Annotated in this window: 16 protein-coding genes; 11 read left to right on the top strand and 5 right to left on the bottom strand. The window is 70.3% G+C overall.

Annotated features, from left to right (window positions below):
* The first annotated feature begins 394 nt into the window (after positions 1 to 394).
* Complete coding sequence (locus tag E1281_RS26510) at positions 395 to 1507, top strand: nitronate monooxygenase family protein (protein ID WP_131882388.1); 1113 nt, start codon at positions 395 to 397, stop codon at positions 1505 to 1507.
* 83 nt (positions 1508 to 1590) lie between these two features.
* Here the strand turns inward: E1281_RS26510 and E1281_RS26505 are convergent, their stop codons facing one another.
* The 3 genes from E1281_RS26505 to E1281_RS26495 form a co-directional block, all read right to left on the bottom strand.
* Positions 1591 to 1833: a type II toxin-antitoxin system RelE/ParE family toxin gene (locus E1281_RS26505; RefSeq protein WP_165959114.1), complete on the bottom strand. Its 243-nt coding sequence runs from the start codon at positions 1831 to 1833 to the stop codon at positions 1591 to 1593.
* Complete coding sequence (locus E1281_RS26500; protein WP_131882386.1) at positions 1830 to 2129, bottom strand: hypothetical protein; 300 nt, start codon at positions 2127 to 2129, stop codon at positions 1830 to 1832. Before E1281_RS26500 ends, E1281_RS26505 begins: the two co-directional genes overlap by 4 nt.
* A gap of 74 nt (positions 2130 to 2203) precedes the next feature.
* Positions 2204 to 3016 (bottom strand): crotonase/enoyl-CoA hydratase family protein, encoded by an 813-nt coding sequence (locus E1281_RS26495; protein WP_131882385.1) that lies wholly within the window; start codon positions 3014 to 3016, stop codon positions 2204 to 2206.
* 154 nt (positions 3017 to 3170) lie between these two features.
* Here E1281_RS26495 and E1281_RS26490 point away from each other — a divergent pair, with 154 nt between their 5' ends.
* The 7 genes from E1281_RS26490 to E1281_RS26460 all read left to right on the top strand — a co-directional run bounded on the left by E1281_RS26490 (position 3171) and on the right by E1281_RS26460 (position 10930).
* Positions 3171 to 4730: an acyl-CoA synthetase gene (locus tag E1281_RS26490; protein ID WP_131882384.1), complete on the top strand. Its 1560-nt coding sequence runs from the start codon at positions 3171 to 3173 to the stop codon at positions 4728 to 4730.
* A 19-nt stretch (positions 4731 to 4749) separates the two neighbouring features.
* Entirely contained in the window at positions 4750 to 5703 is a 954-nt protein-coding gene (locus tag E1281_RS26485; RefSeq protein WP_243717424.1) for an OB-fold nucleic acid binding domain-containing protein, read from the top strand.
* Complete coding sequence (locus tag E1281_RS26480; protein WP_131882383.1) at positions 5703 to 6755, top strand: thiolase domain-containing protein; 1053 nt, start codon at positions 5703 to 5705, stop codon at positions 6753 to 6755. Before E1281_RS26485 ends, E1281_RS26480 begins: the two co-directional genes overlap by 1 nt.
* Complete coding sequence (locus E1281_RS26475; RefSeq protein WP_131882382.1) at positions 6748 to 7905, top strand: thiolase domain-containing protein; 1158 nt, start codon at positions 6748 to 6750, stop codon at positions 7903 to 7905. The genes E1281_RS26480 and E1281_RS26475 overlap by 8 nt, the downstream gene beginning before the upstream one ends.
* 43 nt (positions 7906 to 7948) lie before the next feature.
* Positions 7949 to 9526 (top strand): acyl-CoA synthetase, encoded by a 1578-nt coding sequence (locus E1281_RS26470; RefSeq protein WP_131882381.1) that lies wholly within the window; start codon positions 7949 to 7951, stop codon positions 9524 to 9526.
* 240 nt (positions 9527 to 9766) lie between these two features.
* Positions 9767 to 10237 (top strand): MarR family transcriptional regulator, encoded by a 471-nt coding sequence (locus E1281_RS26465; protein ID WP_207943498.1) that lies wholly within the window; start codon positions 9767 to 9769, stop codon positions 10235 to 10237.
* 306 nt (positions 10238 to 10543) lie between these two features.
* Positions 10544 to 10930, top strand: a complete 387-nt coding sequence (locus tag E1281_RS26460; RefSeq protein ID WP_131882380.1) for a hypothetical protein — start codon at positions 10544 to 10546, stop codon at positions 10928 to 10930.
* Here E1281_RS26460 and E1281_RS26455 read toward each other — a convergent pair.
* Positions 10907 to 12097 (bottom strand): lipid-transfer protein, encoded by a 1191-nt coding sequence (locus tag E1281_RS26455; protein WP_131882379.1) that lies wholly within the window; start codon positions 12095 to 12097, stop codon positions 10907 to 10909. The genes E1281_RS26460 and E1281_RS26455 overlap by 24 nt on opposite strands.
* Positions 12094 to 12543: an OB-fold domain-containing protein gene (locus tag E1281_RS26450; protein WP_207943497.1), complete on the bottom strand. Its 450-nt coding sequence runs from the start codon at positions 12541 to 12543 to the stop codon at positions 12094 to 12096. The genes E1281_RS26455 and E1281_RS26450 overlap by 4 nt, the downstream gene beginning before the upstream one ends.
* A 214-nt stretch (positions 12544 to 12757) precedes the next feature.
* Here E1281_RS26450 and E1281_RS26445 point away from each other — a divergent pair, with 214 nt between their 5' ends.
* The 3 genes from E1281_RS26445 to E1281_RS26435 all read left to right on the top strand — a co-directional run bounded on the left by E1281_RS26445 (position 12758) and on the right by E1281_RS26435 (position 14914).
* The gene (locus E1281_RS26445) at positions 12758 to 13525 is read left to right on the top strand and encodes an SDR family oxidoreductase (RefSeq protein ID WP_131882378.1); all 768 of its coding nucleotides are present in this window, start codon (positions 12758 to 12760) and stop codon (positions 13523 to 13525) included.
* Positions 13526 to 13535: 10 nt separating this feature from the next.
* Positions 13536 to 14495, top strand: coding sequence for an LLM class F420-dependent oxidoreductase (locus E1281_RS26440; RefSeq protein ID WP_131882377.1), 960 nt, complete (start codon positions 13536 to 13538; stop codon positions 14493 to 14495).
* Between the two features lie 119 nt (positions 14496 to 14614).
* The gene (locus E1281_RS26435; RefSeq protein ID WP_131882376.1) at positions 14615 to 14914 is read left to right on the top strand and encodes a Fe-S cluster assembly protein HesB; all 300 of its coding nucleotides are present in this window, start codon (positions 14615 to 14617) and stop codon (positions 14912 to 14914) included.
* Positions 14915 to 15122: the final 208 nt, after the last annotated feature.

Genomic DNA, 15122 nt, shown 5'->3' with positions numbered 1-15122 from the left:
CGCCGACCCGCGCCCGGCAGCCAGCGCCAGCAACGCAAGGCATCCGGCCCCGCCCGCTGAGTCTTTTTGCAGTTCCCTTGGCGGTCGGGCCCTGGGGGCCCTCCCTTCGGCGGGAACTGCGGTGCGATCGCTGCATCGCTCCGAACTCGCCTTGCGGCTCGCTGCGCGATCAGGTTTCTCGCTTCGCTCGCAACCTGCCTTCGGACGCGATCGCAATGGTTCGGGTTGTTGCGGGGTTGCGGTGGTGGCTGATGTAGGTGCTCCCCTGAGTCCTGAGGACTGGTGTTCGAACTCGTTGATACGTGTTCTACGTATGGTCGTGGGGCGGATCAGCCGGGATCTTCTTAACTAGAACCTGTTGCAGTTTCGGGGTCGCGCGCCTAGGGTCGGGGGTGTGCGGACACGAGTCACCGAACTATTCGGCATCGAGTACCCGATCTTCGCGTTCAGTCACTGCCGCGACGTCGTCGCCGCGGTGAGTCGCGCCGGCGGCATGGGCGTCCTCGGCGCCCTGCATTTCACCCCCGAGGAGCTCGAACTAGAGCTGAAGTGGATCGACGAGAACGTCGGCGGGAAGCCCTACGGGGTCGACACGGTCATGCCGGCCAAGTACGAGGGCGGCGACCTGGGCGACGCCGAGGAGCTGCTCGGCAAGCTGCAGGGCATGATCCCCGCGGAGAACCGCAAGTTCCTTGAGGACCTGCTCGCCGAGCACGGCGTCGAGCCGTCCACCGAGAGCGCGTCCAAGGCGCTGCTCGGCTGGACGGACGTCACCGCCCGGCCCCAGGTCGAGGTGGCGCTCAGGCATCCGATCGCGCTGCTGGCCAACGCGCTCGGCCCGCCTCCCGCCGACATCGTGGCGGAGGCCCACGAGCACGGCGTCAAGGTAGCCGGGCTCGCCTCCAACGCCCGGCACGCCCGCAAGCAGGTCGACGTGGGCGTCGACATCATCGTCGCGCAGGGCACAGAGGCGGGCGGCCACACCGGCGACGTCGCCACGATGGTCCTGATCCCCGAGGTCGTGGACGCCGTGGGCGACGAGACGATCGTCCTCGCGGCGGGCGGCATCGGCCGGGGCAAGCAGATGGCGGCGGGCATGGCCCTCGGCGCGGACGGCGTATGGACCGGCTCCATCTGGCTCACGGTCGACGAGGCCGACACTCCCGAGCGCGCCCTGCCGAAGCTGCTGGACGCGACGTCCCGGGACACCGTCAGGTCCCGCGCGTGGACGGGCAAGCCCGCCCGCTTCCTCAAGTCCGCGTGGACCGAGGCGTGGGAGAGCGAGAGGTCCCCGGGCTACCTGCCGATGCCCATGCAGTTCATGCTGATCGCGGACGCGCTGCCGCGCATCCAGCGCTCCGGCGACGGCGAACTGGTCACCTTCCCGGTCGGCCAGATCGTCGGCTCGATGAACCAGGTCAAACCCGCCGCCCAGGTCGTCTACGACCTCATCGAGGAATACGTCGAGGCCATCGAACGCCTCAACACCATCACCGAATCCGACTGAGCTATTTTGCGAGCCCGGCCATCCACTACGGGGGGCCGGGCTCGCCTGCTGCGGGCCGCTCGGTCCGTCAAACGAGCGGAACGCTAACCGTCATGGCCGGCGACCCGATCGATGTAGTCGACCGTGACCAGTTGGTCCTCCACCAAATACATCACGCGATAAGGCCCGACCTTGAGGCGGTGGTACTCGCCTCGGACGAAGGCTTCGGATGGGTAGGGATCCTCCGCAAGGCGGGCAACGGCGTCGACCAGCCGACGCATACCCTCTTGGTCACGCATGAAGCGTGCCGCAGATCGCTTCGCGCCAAGCGACCACTCGACTTTCACTCGGCCTCTCCCAAGAGGAAGCGCGTGGCCTCTTCGTGGGACATCGCTCCCGGGCGACCCTCCGCCTCCCATTCGCGGTTTTTCGCATACAGCGCCGTGGCCTCGGCCTCCTCCAGGGCTTCTTGGGGAGCGGCCTCTTCCAGTGCCTTCAGTCTTCTGAACTCGTCCAGGGGCACGACTGCCGCCGCCTCACCGCCCAGATGGATCACGTCGTATTCGTCCGACCCAGAGGTGTAACGCATGGGCTCGATCATTCCAGAGGTGTGCTGCACAGCCTCGATCGCTTCCGCGCTCATGTGCCGGAGCTTACAGCGCGGTGACGACGGAAGACCGGCCCTTGACGGGCGGCGTCCTCTATGCCGCTAAGGTGCTATTTGCCCTGGTAGACGGCGGGGCGCTTCTCCTTGAAGGCGAGGGAGCCCTCCTTGGCGTCCTCGGAGCCGATGACGGGCCAGCCGATCTCGTCGGAGATCTTGAGGGCGTCCTCCTCGGAGAGGTGCTCGGTCTCGCGGTAGGTGCGCAGGATGCCCTGGACGGCCAGCGGGCCGCACTCGGCGATCCGGTCGGCCAGCTCGCGGGCGGCGGCCAGGGCGGTGCCGTCCGGGACGACCTTGTTGATCAGGCCCATGTCGAGGGCCTCCTGCGGGGTCACCGAGCGGGCGGTGAGCAGGATGTCCATCGCGTTCGCGTAGCCGATCTGGCGGGGGAGCCGGATCGCGGAGCCGCCCATGGGGAACAGCCCGCGCTTCGCCTCGTACAGACCGAGGGTGGCGCTCTCGGCGACGACGCGCAGGTCGGTGCCGACGAGGAGTTCGGTTCCGCCGGCCACGGCGTAGCCCTCGATGGCGCAGATGAGCGGCTTGGCGGGCTGCCCCTCGCGCAGGAGGCCCTTCCAGTGGAAGTTGGGGATCTGGGCCATGCGCTCCTGCACGGCGGGGTCGGACGGTGTCTGCCCCATGGCCTTCAGGTCGGCGCCGGCGCAGAACGTGCCCTCGGCCCCGGTGAGGATGCCGACGCGGATCTCGGGCGTCTCGGACATGTACGCCCACGCGTCCGCGAGACCGACCAGCATCGACGAGCTGAGCGCGTTGCGCGCCTCGGGCCGGTTCATCGTGACGACGAGGACGTGCCCGTCGCGCTCGACGATGCAGTGCTCGGTGCTGATGGGCAGCCGTTCCGCCATGGTTCCTCCGCTCAAGATGCCAAACGAGAACAGATTCTAGTTAAGCCGCCGCCCTACCGGTAGGGCTTGATATGCAAAACGAGAACGTGATCTACTTTGGACGCCGGGGCGTCGCCTGGTGACGGCGCTCACCGTGCTCACGTAGGGAGATCCGATGGGGTCATTGGGCTTTTGGCGGCTGGCGCAGGCCGATCCCGAGTGGGTCGCGGCCGTCGATCCGGACGGGACGACGTACACCGCGGGCGACCTGCTGGCCCGTTCGAACCGCCTCGTCCACGGGCTTCGCGCGCTCGGCCTGAAGAACGGCGACGGATTCAGCGCGCTCGTCCCGAACGGCGTCGACGGGCTCGTCCTGTACCTGGCGGCGCTGCAGGCGGGTTGGTACTACACGCCGATCAACTGGCACCTGGCCGGTCCGGAGATCGGCTACATCGTCGCGGACAGCGACTCCAAGGCGTTCTTCGTCCACGAGCGGTACGCCGCCGAGGGCGTCCGCGCGGCCGAGGAGATCGAGGCGCACCGGCGGTTCTCGTTCGGGGACGTCGAGGGCTTCCGTCCGTACGCGGATCTGCTCGAGGGGCAGCCCGACAGCGCTCCGGAGGACCGGAGCAACGGCGCGACGATGCACTACACGTCCGGGACGACCGGGCGCCCGAAGGGCGTCAAGCGGGCGCTGATGGGCATCGACCCCGACGACAGCGCCGAGCTGATGACCTTCCTGCTGACCCTGTTCGGCATCACGCCCGGGCGTCCGGCAGGGGGCGAGCAGCAGGCCCATCTGATCACCTCACCGAACTACCACACGGCCGTCACGCAGTTCGGCGGCACGGCCCTCCACATGGGCCACACCCTCGTCTACACGGACCGCTGGGACGCCGAAGACACCCTGAGGATGATCCAGGAACACGGCGTGAGCAATACCCATATGGTGCCGACGCACTTCAAGCGGCTGCTCGCCCTGCCCGACGACGTCAAGTCCAGGTACGACGTGTCGAGCATGAAGTGGGCGATCCACGCGGCCGCCCCGTGCCCGGTGCCGATCAAGCAGCGGATGCTCGAATGGTGGGGCGACTGCATCTGGGAGTACTACGCGGCGACCGAGGGAGGCGGGACGATCGCCAGCCCCTCCGACTGGCGCGAGCACCCCGGGACGGTCGGCAACGCGTGGCCGATCAGCGAGATCCTCGTCGTGGACGACGACGGCGAGCCCGTCCCGGCCGGGACGCACGGCACGATCTACATGAAGATGGCCGGCGTCGAGTTCGAGTACAAGGGCGACAAGGAGAAGACGGAGAAGAACCGCCTCAAGGACTTCTTCACCGTCGGGGACATCGGCTACCTCACCGACGACGGCTTCCTGTTCCTGTCCGACCGCAAGTCCGACATGATCATCTCGGGCGGGGCGAACATCTACCCGGCCGAGATCGAGAACGAGATCACCCTGCATCCCAAGGTCGCGGACGTCGCCGTGTTCGGCATCCCGGACGAGGAGTGGGGCGAGCAGATCAAGGCCGTCGTGGAGCCCGCCGAGGGCGTCGAGCCCGGCAAGGAACTGGCCGACGAGATCCTCGCCTCGCTGGAGGGCCGGCTCGCGAGGATGAAGTGGCCGAAGAGCATCGACTTCATCGAGACGATGCCGCGCGAGCCGAACGGCAAGCTCCTCAAGCGCAAGCTGCGGGACCCGTACTGGAAGGACCGCGACAGTGCCATCTAGCACCGGGCCATCTAGCACAGTGCCATCTGGCACGGGACCGTCCGACACGGCCGACCCTAACCACGTCATCGGGTTCCCGGGGGGCTACACCCGCTCGGTCGGCCCGGTCATCGGCCGGTTCCTGAGCGAGCTGCGGGACGGCCGCATGGTCGGGATCCGGACGGCGGACGGGCGGGTGCTCGTCCCGCCGACCGAGTACGACCCGGACACCGGCGAGGACGTGACGGACGAGTTCGTCGAGGTCGGGCCCGCCGGCACGGTGACCACCTGGTCGTGGGTGCCGCGTCCGGCGCGGGAGCACCCCTTCGACCGTCCGTTCGCGTGGGCCCTGATCCGGCCCGACGGCGCCGACACCGCCCTCGTGCACGCGCTCGACCTCGGCGAGTTCGAGCCGGGCGCCGAGCCGCCGAAGGCGCTCACGACCGGGCTGCGGGTCCGGCCGAAGTGGCGCGCCGAGCGCACCGGCACGATCGGCGACATCGAGTGCTTCCGCCCCGAGGTCACAATGATCAACCCGCAGGCGCAGCTGGAGTTCCGGCTGCGGGGCGGGCGCGCCATGCACCGCTTCCTGGAGGGCATCTCGGAGGGCCGGATCACCGGCCACCGCTGCCCGGAGTGCGGGGACGTCATCGTCCCGATGAAGGGGCTGTGCTCCCGCGACGGGGTCCAGACCACCGAAGAGGTGGAGCTGCCCGACACCGGCACCCTCACCACGTTCGCGGTCAACAACATCCCCGACCCGCGCGCTCCCGACGTGCCGTTCGTGTCCGGGTACGTCCTGCTGGACGGCGCCGACGTGCCGATGCTGACGCTGGTCGCGGGCATCCCGGCCGACCAGGTCCGGATGGGCATGCGCGTCAAGGCGGCGTGGCGTCCGCGCGAGGAGTGGACCGCGAGCATGAACAACATCAAATGGTTCGAGCCGATCGACGAACCCGATGTGCCCTTCGAAGAGATCAAGGACCACCTCTGATGCGTGACGTCGCCGTCGTCGCCTTCGTCCAGAGCGAGCACAAGGGCGAGGATCAGGGCCTGGTGGAGACCGAGATCCTCGCCCCGGTGATCGGCGAGATCAAGCAGCGGACCGGATTGTCGCGGTTCGGGTTCACCTGCTCCGGGTCGTGCGACTACCTCCAGGGCGCGCCGTTCGCGTTCGTCTCGGCGCTCGACACGGTCGGCGCGTGGCCGCCGATCGCCGAGAGCCACGTGGAGATGGACGGCGCGTGGGCGCTCTACGAGGCGTGGGTGAAGCTGCAGCTCGGCGAGGTCGACACCGCCCTGGTGTACGGGTTCGGCAAGTCGTCGCAGGGCGACCCGCGCGCGATCTTCACTCAGCAGCTCGACCCGTACTACCTGGCGCCGCTCGGCGTCGACCAGGTGTCGCTGGCCGCGATGCAGGCCCGCGCCTACCTGGAGCGGTCGGGCGCCAAGGAGGACGACCTGCGCGCGATCGCCGCACGGTCCCGGGCGTCCGGGCGCGACAACCCGTTCGCGTTGCACCTGCCGGACCCGGCGGAGCTCTCCGATGACGCGGCCGGCTACGACGTCGCGCCGCTGCGCTCCTACGACGTCGCGCCGGACACCGACGGCGCGGCCGCGATCGTCCTCGCGTCCGGAGACCGGGCGCGGGAGCTGTGCGAGCGGCCCGCGTGGATCACCGGGATCGACCACCGCAGCGAGCCGCACTCCCCGGGCGTCCGCGACCTGACCCGCTCGGAGTCGGCGCGGATCGCGGGGGAGAAGTCCGGCGCGGCCGGGGTCGACGTCGCGGAGCTGCACGCCCAGTACAGCCATGAGGAGCTGATCCTGCGGGAGGCCCTCGGCCTGGGCGAGGACGTCGTGGTCAACCCGTCCGGCGGCGCGCTGTCGGCCAATCCGCTGATGGCCGCCGGCCTGATCCGGATCGGCGAGGCCGCGTCCCGCATCCACGCCGGGACGGCGTCCCGCGCGCTGGCGCACGCGACGTCCGGCCCCTGCCTGCAGCAGAACCTGGTCTGCGTCATGTCGGGAGAGAGCAATGAGTAACCCGTGCGCGGTCATCGGCGTCGGGCAGACGCAGTACAAGACCAAGCGCCTGGACGTGTCCATGGCGGGGCTCCTGCGCGAGGCCGCCAAGCGGGCGCTCGACGACGCCGGGCTGACCTGGAAGGACATCGACGCCATCGTCGTCGGCAAGGCGCCCGACCTGTTCGAGGGCGTGGTGATGCCCGAGGTGTTCCTGGCGGACGCCCTCGGCGCCACCGGCAAACCCCTCATCCGGGTGCACACCGCCGGTTCGGTCGGCGGATCCACCGCGATCGTCGCGGCGAACCTGGTGCAGAGCGGGGTCCACGACCGCGTCCTCACGCTGGCGTGGGAGAAGCAGTCGGAGTCGAACGCGACGTGGGCGCTCACCGTGAACTCGCCGTTCACGACGTCGCTGGTGGTGGGCGCGGGCGGCTACTTCGCCCCGCACATCCGCGCCTACATGCGCCAGTCGGGCGCCCCCGACCACATCGGGCACCTCGTGGCCGTCAAGGACCGGGAGAACGCGCTGCGGAACCCGTACGCGCATCTGAAGATCCCGGGCATCTCCCGCGAGATCGTCGAGTCCACGCCGATGCTGTGGGAGCCGATCCGCTACCTGGACACGTGCCCGTCGTCGGACGGCGCGTGCGCGATGGTCCTGGCCTCCGAGGACGCCGCCAAGAAGGCCCCCGGCAAGCCCGCCTGGGTGCAGGCGACAGCGATGCGGTCGGAGCCGATGTCCTTCGCCAAGCGCGACAACGTGAGCCCGCAGGCCGGCAAGGACTGCGCCGCACAGGTCTACAAGGACGCCGGGATCACCGACCCGCGCCGGGAACTCGACTGCGCCGAGGTGTACGTCCCGTTCTCCTGGTACGAACCGATGTGGCTGGAGAACCTCGGGTTCTGCGGCGAGGGCGAGGGCTGGAAGCTCACCGAGTCGGGCGCGACCGCGTTCGACGGCGACATCCCGTGGAACCCGTCCGGCGGCGTGCTGTCGTCCAACCCGATCGGCGCGTCCGGGATGATCCGGTTCGCGGAGGCGGCGATGCAGGTCAGCGGAAGGGCCGGCGACCACCAGGTGGACGGTGCGCGCCGCGCCCTCGGGCACGCCTACGGCGGCGGCGCCCAGTTCTACTCGATGTGGGTGGTCGGAAGCGACAAACCCTGATTGTCTAACTCAAGGCGCGAATACCCCTTCCGGAGGCCCTCCGATGGAGTACAACCACGCTGATCTGTTCGAGGGAGTCGCGGACGCGATCGGGGAGCGCGTTGCCCTGGTGTGCGGCGACCGGCGTCTCACCTACGCGGAGATGGACGAGCAGGCCAACCGCCTGGCGCACCATCTGGCGGACGCGGGCGTCCGGCCCGGCCGGCATGTCGCGGTCCAGCTCTACAACGGCATCGAGTACGCGGTGGCGCTTCTGGCCGCGCTGAAGATCCGTGCCGTGCCCATCAACATCAACTACCGGTACGTGGAGAGCGAGCTGCTCTACGTGTACCAGGACTCCGACAGCGTCGCGCTTCTGTACGACGTCGAGTTCGAGGACCGGGTCGCCGCGACCGTCCCGGAGGCGCCCGACCTGAAGCATCTCATCGCGGTGGGCGGCACGCCGTCCATCCCCGGCGCGGTCGCCTATGACGACGCGCTCCGGGAGGCCGACGGGACGCGCGGCTTCCCGGCGCGTTCGCCCGACGACCTGTACATCATCTACACGGGCGGGACGACCGGGATGCCGAAGGGCGTCATGTGGTCGACCGAGCAGATCCTGCACGCGTTCTGGAACCCGTCGCTCCCGCGCCCGGCGAGGCCCGAGGACATCGTCGAGAACGCGCGGAACGGCGGCCCGCTCGTGATGATGCCGGTCGCGCCGCTGATGCACGGCGCGGCGCAGCTGGGCACGTGGATCGGCTGGTTCATCGGCGCCACGCTCGTCTACACGCGCAAGTTCGACGCGGCCGACGTGTGGCGCACGATCGAGCGCGAGAAGGTGAACTCGCTGACGATCACCGGTGACGCGATGGCGATCCCGATGGCGGAGGAACTGGCCCGCGGCGGCTACGACACCTCGTCGCTGCTCGTCTTCGTGTCCACGGGCGCGATCTTCACCGGGACCGTCCGCGACCGCATCCAGGCGCTGCTGCCGAACACGATGATCATGGACCGGTTCGGGTCGACGGAGTCGGGCTCGACGGCGGAGGCGGTGTCGGGCTCGACGCCGGAGAAGGGGCTGCGGTTCGCGCCGGACGTGGACGACGTCACCGTCCTGGACGACGCGCTCCAGCCCGTCAAGCCGGGGTCGGGTGTCATCGGCCAGGTCGCCCGGTCCGGCTACATCGCGCAGGGCTACTACAACGACCCGGAGAAGACGGCGAAGACGTTCCCCGTGGTGGACGGGCGGCGCTGGCTGCTCACCGGCGACATCGCCACCGTGGAGGAGGACGGGTCGATCGCCGTCTACGGGCGGGGGTCGCAGGCCATCAACACCGGCGGCGAGAAGGTGTTCCCGGAGGAGGTCGAGGCCGTCCTGAAGGGCCATCCGGCCGTGTACGACGCGGTGGTGACGGGCATCCCGGACGAGCGCTGGGGCAACCGCGTCGCGGCCGTGATCCAGCCGTCCGGCGCCTCCGGGCCGCCGGCGGCCGAGGACCTGGACGCGCACTGCCGCAAGGAGCTGTCCGGGTACAAGGTCCCGCGCGTGTACGCGTTCGTGGACGAGATGAAGCGTTCCCCCGCGGGCAAGGCGGACTACCGCTGGGCGAAGCAGGTCGCCGAGGAGGCCCAGGAATAGGCGGGTAAGGGTCGGCCCCGAACCTTCGTGGGATTCGGGGCCAGGAGCGGACCTCTGTTAGTGGTCCTAATAAAACAATCGTAGGGGTCGCTCCGTAATGCGCGGATCATCGCCGGTGTAGCCTTCGCCACACGGGGCCCGCCCCAGGCCGCCGGGTGTGACGTACCCGCCCACTAGAATCTCCGGAAGAGAGTCGCTCTTGAGTTGAGCCTCTCTATGCAGGAGAAAGGAGGGCGGGGCGTGCCGACCCCGGAGCGCGAGCGGATGGCGAGCGAGTTGCAGGCCGCGATGCAGCGCAGCACGATGTTCACGGTCCTGCTGCACCATGCGACCGCGACCAAGGCGGGCATGAACGTCACCGACGCGCAGTGCGTGCACGCGCTGTCGCTCGACGGCCCGCAGACGCCCGGCCGGCTCGCGCAGCTCATGGGCATCACGACCGGCGGCGCCATCACCGCCGTGATCGACCGGCTGGAGAAGGCGGGGTACGTCCGGCGCACCCGCGACCCCGACGACCGCCGCCGCGTGATCGTCGAACTCGTCGAGGAGAGCGCGGACCGCTTCGACCGGTACTTCGAGCCGATCGGCCGCCTCTTCCGCGAGCGGCTCGACGGCTACACCGACGAGCAGATCGCCCTCCTGCTGGACTGGGTCCGCCAGTACAGCGAGGCGGTGCCGAAGGTCATCGACGAGGTGAGAAAGCGCCCCTGAACCACGGGCCCCCGAACCACGGGCTCCGGGCCGGGGTCCGACGGCTCCGGGACGGCCCCCGCCAGTCCCGGAGCCCATCGGGCCGGTCCAGGAACGGTCGCGGCGGTCCCCCCGGCCGCGGCGGCCGTCCCTGGAGTCTCGGGCCCCGGACGTCGTTCGACGTCCGGGTGCCAAGGGACTCCCTGACCGCTACGCCGCAGGTCACACAGGTTTTGGACAGTGACTTCAGTCACATTGCGGGTTTTCGGTCGTGTTCGTGGCGCCCGCCGCTATTGGACGCGCCGTCCGATCTGTAAGAATCCCGGAATGACCGACTCCTCGCGCGCGTCCCGCCGGCTGGCGACGCTCATGGCCGGAATAGGGACCCTGCACCTGGTCGCCCCGAAGCCGTTCGACGCGATCGTCCCCGAGCGGCTCCCCGGCCGCGCGCGGACCTGGACCTACCTGAGCGGTGTCGCCGAGCTGGCCTGCGCCGCCGCCGTCGCGAACCCGCGCACACGCAAGGCGGGGGCGCTCGCCACCGCGGGCCTCATGGCGGCGGTGTTCCCCGCCAACGTCAAGATGGCCCGCGACTGGCGCGACAAGCCGCTGCCGATGCGCGCCGCCGCCTACGGCCGCCTCCCGTTCCAGGCCCCCCTCATCGCCTGGGCCCTGCACGTCGCCCGCACGTCAGCGGACGGTGATGACCGCTGAGCCGTGGCCGAAGAGGCCCTGGTTCACGGCGATGCCCGCCCTTGCGTTCTCGACCTGGCGGCCCTCGGCCTGCCCGCGCAGCTGCCAGGTCAGCTCGCACACCTGCGCGATGGCCTGCGCCGGGATCGCCTCGCCGAAGGACGCGAGCCCGCCGCTCGGGTTGACCGGGACGCGGCCGCCGAGCGCCGTGGCGCCGGAGCGGAGCAGCTCCTCGGCGCCGCCCGGCTCGCACAGGCCGATGTCCTCGTACCAGTCCAGCTCAAGGGCCGTGGACAGGTCGTACACCTCGGCGAGCGACAGGTCGCCCGGCCCGATACCCGCCTCCTCGTAGGCGGCGTGGGCGATCGCGGACCGGAACGGGCGCTCGGGCTCCGCCGCCGTCATCGCCGAGTCGGTCGCGAAGTCGGGCAGGTCCAGGACGGTCTTGGGGAACGTCGGCGTCACCGTGGACAGCCCGGGGATGCGCACGGGATCGGTGATGCCGTGCTTGCGCGCGAAGTCCATCGAGGTCAGGACGAGGGCCGCGCCGCCGTCGCTGGTGGCGCAGATGTCCAGGAGGCGCAGCGGGTCGGCGACGACGGCGGACTCGCGGACGTCCTCCAGCGTCACCTCCTTGCGGTACCGGGCGTTGGGGTTCGCCAGCCCGTGCCGTGCGTTCTTCACCTTCACCGCGGCGAAGTCGTCCAGGGTCGCGCCGTGCACGGCCATCCGGCGGCGCGCGTAGAGCGCGAAGTAGATCGGGTTGGTCGCGCCGAGCAGCCGGAACCGCAGCCAGTCGGGGTCGTCCGGCCGGTCGCCGCCGACGGGCTTGAAGAACCCCTTGGGCGCGGCGTCGGCGCCCACGACGAGCGCCACGTCGCACAGGCCCGCGAGGATCCGCGCACGCGCGTTGTCGATGGCCTGCGCCCCGGAGGCGCACGCCGCGTACGAGCTGGACACCCGCGCGCCCGACCAGCCGAGCGCCTGCGCGAACGTGGCGCCGGCGATGAACCCGGGATAGCCGTTGCGGATGGTGTCCGCGCCCGCCACGTACTGGACGTCCGGCCACGCGAGCCCCGCGTCGGCCAGCGCCGCCCGCGCCGCCGCCAGCCCGTACTCGACGAAGTTGCGCCCCCACTTCCCCCACGGATGCATCCCGGTGCCCAGAACGGCGATGTCGCGGCTCATCGGACGGGCCTCCACATCCAGACGGTGTACTCGGCTTCGTCGTCCTCGTACAGGGTGCCTTCGGTCAGTTCGACCTCCATGCCGACCTCGAGGTCGTCGACGGTGTGGCCGGGGGCGACCTGGCCGAGGACGACCATGCGTTCGGCGTCGAGTTCGACGGCGGCGACCGCGTAGGGCACGAACGGGTCGGGGGAGACGTACGGGGGCGGCGGTTTGTAGCGGGCGTCGGCGTAGGACCAGATGCGGCCGCGTCCCGAGAGGGCGTAGGGCTCCAGCTCCGAGCCGTCCTTCGGGCCCGTGCAGCCGGGGTTGCGGCAGGCCAGCTCGTTGCGCGGGAAGTACGGCGTTCCGCAGGACGAGCAGCGGGTCCCCAGCAGCCGGACCTCGCCGTCCCCCGTGGTGAACCAGCCCTCGATCGCCGGACGACGTTCCTTGGTCGTGGTCACGCGGACCTCCCTCTTCCGGCACCCGCTCTTCCGGTACCGCGCGCAGCGTACCAATCTAACAATCGTTAGAAAGAATGCCGTCCGGTGAGCGGGACCGGCGGCCCCGGCGGAGTGCCGGAGCCAGGTAACTGACTCGTCAGTCACTTCGATACAGTGAACCGAGTCGAATTCTGCCCAGCTGCCCACAGGGTGCGAACAGGTAGGGAGAGTGCGGATGCGGACCGGACTTGAGGGAAAGACGGCCCTGGTCACCGGGGCCTCCCGGGGGATCGGAAAGGCGATCGCCACCGCGTTCGCCGCCGAGGGCGCCAACGTCGTCCTCTCCTCACGCAAGCAGGAGGCACTGGACGAGGTCGCCAAGGAGATCGGGACGGCGCACCCCGGCGCGGGCGTCCTCGCCAAGGCCGCGCACGTGGGCCACGCCGACGAGGCCGCGGCCGCGGTGGACGCGGCCGTCGCCGAGTTCGGCGGCCTGGACATCCTCGTCAACAACGCCGGGACCAACCCCTACTACGGGCCGATGGCCGACATCGAGCCCGCCGCCGCCGCGAAGACCGTCGAGGTCAACCAGTTCGCGATCGTCCAGTGGACCCAGCTCGCGCTGCGGGCGTCCCTGGCCGAGCGCGGGGGCTCGGTCGTCAACATCGCGTCCGTCGGCGGGATGATCACCGAGCACGGCATCGGCTACTACAACGCCACCAAGGCCGCGGTCATCCACCTCAGCCGCCAGTTCGCGATGGAGCTCGCGCCGAAGGTCCGCGTCAACTGCATCGCGCCGGGCCTGGTCAAGACCCACCTCGCCCGCGCGCTGTGGGAACCCAACGAGGAGGCGATCAGCAGGCACATGCCGCTCGGCCGCCTCGGCGAGCCCGAGGACATCGCCCACGCGGCGGTGTTCCTCGCCGGCGACGTGTCGTCCTGGATGACCGGGCAGACCATGGTCGTGGACGGCGGCGCCACCATCCGCGCCTCGGTCGCCTGAGGGGGAGCGCATGTCACGCTGGGGACTGACCATTCCGATGACCGGGCTCGGGCTCGCCGAGCACCGGGAGATCGTCGCGGAGCTCTCCGGGCTCGGCTACACCGACGCCTGGTCCGCCGAGACCAACGGAACCGACGCGTTCACGCCGCTGGCGCTCGCCTCGCAGTGGGACCCCGGGCTGCGGCTCGGCCCGGCGATCGTGCCGGTCTACACGCGCGGCCCCGCGCTGCTGGCGCAGCAGGCCGCGACGCTCGCGGGTCTCGCGCCCGGCCGTTTCGTGCTGGGCATCGGCACCTCGTCCGACACGATCGTGGAGCGCTGGAACGGCATCCCGTTCGAGGAGCCCTACAAGCGCACCCGCGACACGCTGCGCTTCCTGCGCAAGGCGCTCGCGGGGGAGAAGGTGAAGGAGGAGTACGACACCTTCGCCGTCAAGGGCTTCAAGCTGGACAACGTGCCCGAGACGCCGCCGCCCATCGTGCTCGCGGCCCTGCGTCCCGGCATGCTGCGGCTCGCCGCCCGCGAGGCCGACGGCGCGATCACCAACTGGCTGGCGCCCAAGGACGTCCGGACGGTGCGCGGCGAGATCGGCGACGACCCCGAGCTGATCGCCCGGCTGTTCGTCTGCCCGACCGAGAACGCCGAGGAGGCCCGCGCGATCGGCCGCTGGATGATCGCCGCGTACATGACGGTCCCCGTCTACCGGGCGTTCCACGAGTGGCTGGGACGCGGCGAGGCGCTGCGCCCGATGAACGAGGCGTGGGCGGCCGGCGACCGCAAGAAGGCCCTTGAGGTCATCCCGGACGAGGTCGTCGACGACCTGATCGTGCACGGGTCCCCGGCCGCGTGCCGCGCCCGCGTCCGCGAGTACGTCGACAGCGGCCTGACCACGCCCGTACTGGCCGTGGTCCCGGGAGGCGGGCTCTCGCCGGCCGAGGCCGTCCGGGCCCTCGCCCCGAGCGCGGGCTGAGCGGCCGGGCCGGTGGCCGACCGAGATCATCCGATCACATCTCGACGTTTACGGCGGTGAGGATCGGGGAGGGTGGGGCAGATCCGATCCAAGCAAGACAGAGACGTGAGGAGCTGATCGTGCTCACGCTGACCAGCGGTGCCGTCCAGGTCATACGAACCGTGACCGCGAATCCGGAGCTTCCGCCGGAGACGGGCATCCGCATCGAGTCCGGGCTCGACGGCTCGGACGCCCTGCGGCTCTCGGTCGCCCCTGCCCCCGAGGCAGGCGACCAGGTGGTCGAGGAAGAGGGCGCCAAGGTGTACCTGGAGCCCGGTGTCGCCGAGATGCTGGACGACAAGACCCTGGACGCCCAGGTCGACCCGCAGGGAGATGTGGCGTTCACCATCGCCGAGGGATCCGAGGGGACCCCCGCCTGACCCGAGGCGATCAGACGAGCTTGCGAGGCCGGGGCGTCCGACGAGGTCGGACGCCCCGGCCTCAGTTCATCGCCGCGACCACGGCCACCACCGCGAAGAGGAACGCCACGGTGGTGAGGAGCATGAAGGCGGCGATCACCGCGCAGGCCAGGCCGCGGGGCTGGTCGCGCCAGTTCGCATAGCGTTCGCGCACCTGCCGGTCCAGTTC

This window comes from Actinomadura sp. KC345, from assembly GCF_004348515.1.
In the GTDB taxonomy this organism is placed as follows: domain Bacteria; phylum Actinomycetota; class Actinomycetes; order Streptosporangiales; family Streptosporangiaceae; genus Spirillospora.
Note: the sequence above shows the minus strand (reverse complement) of the source record. Positions and strands in the feature narration are given on the sequence as shown.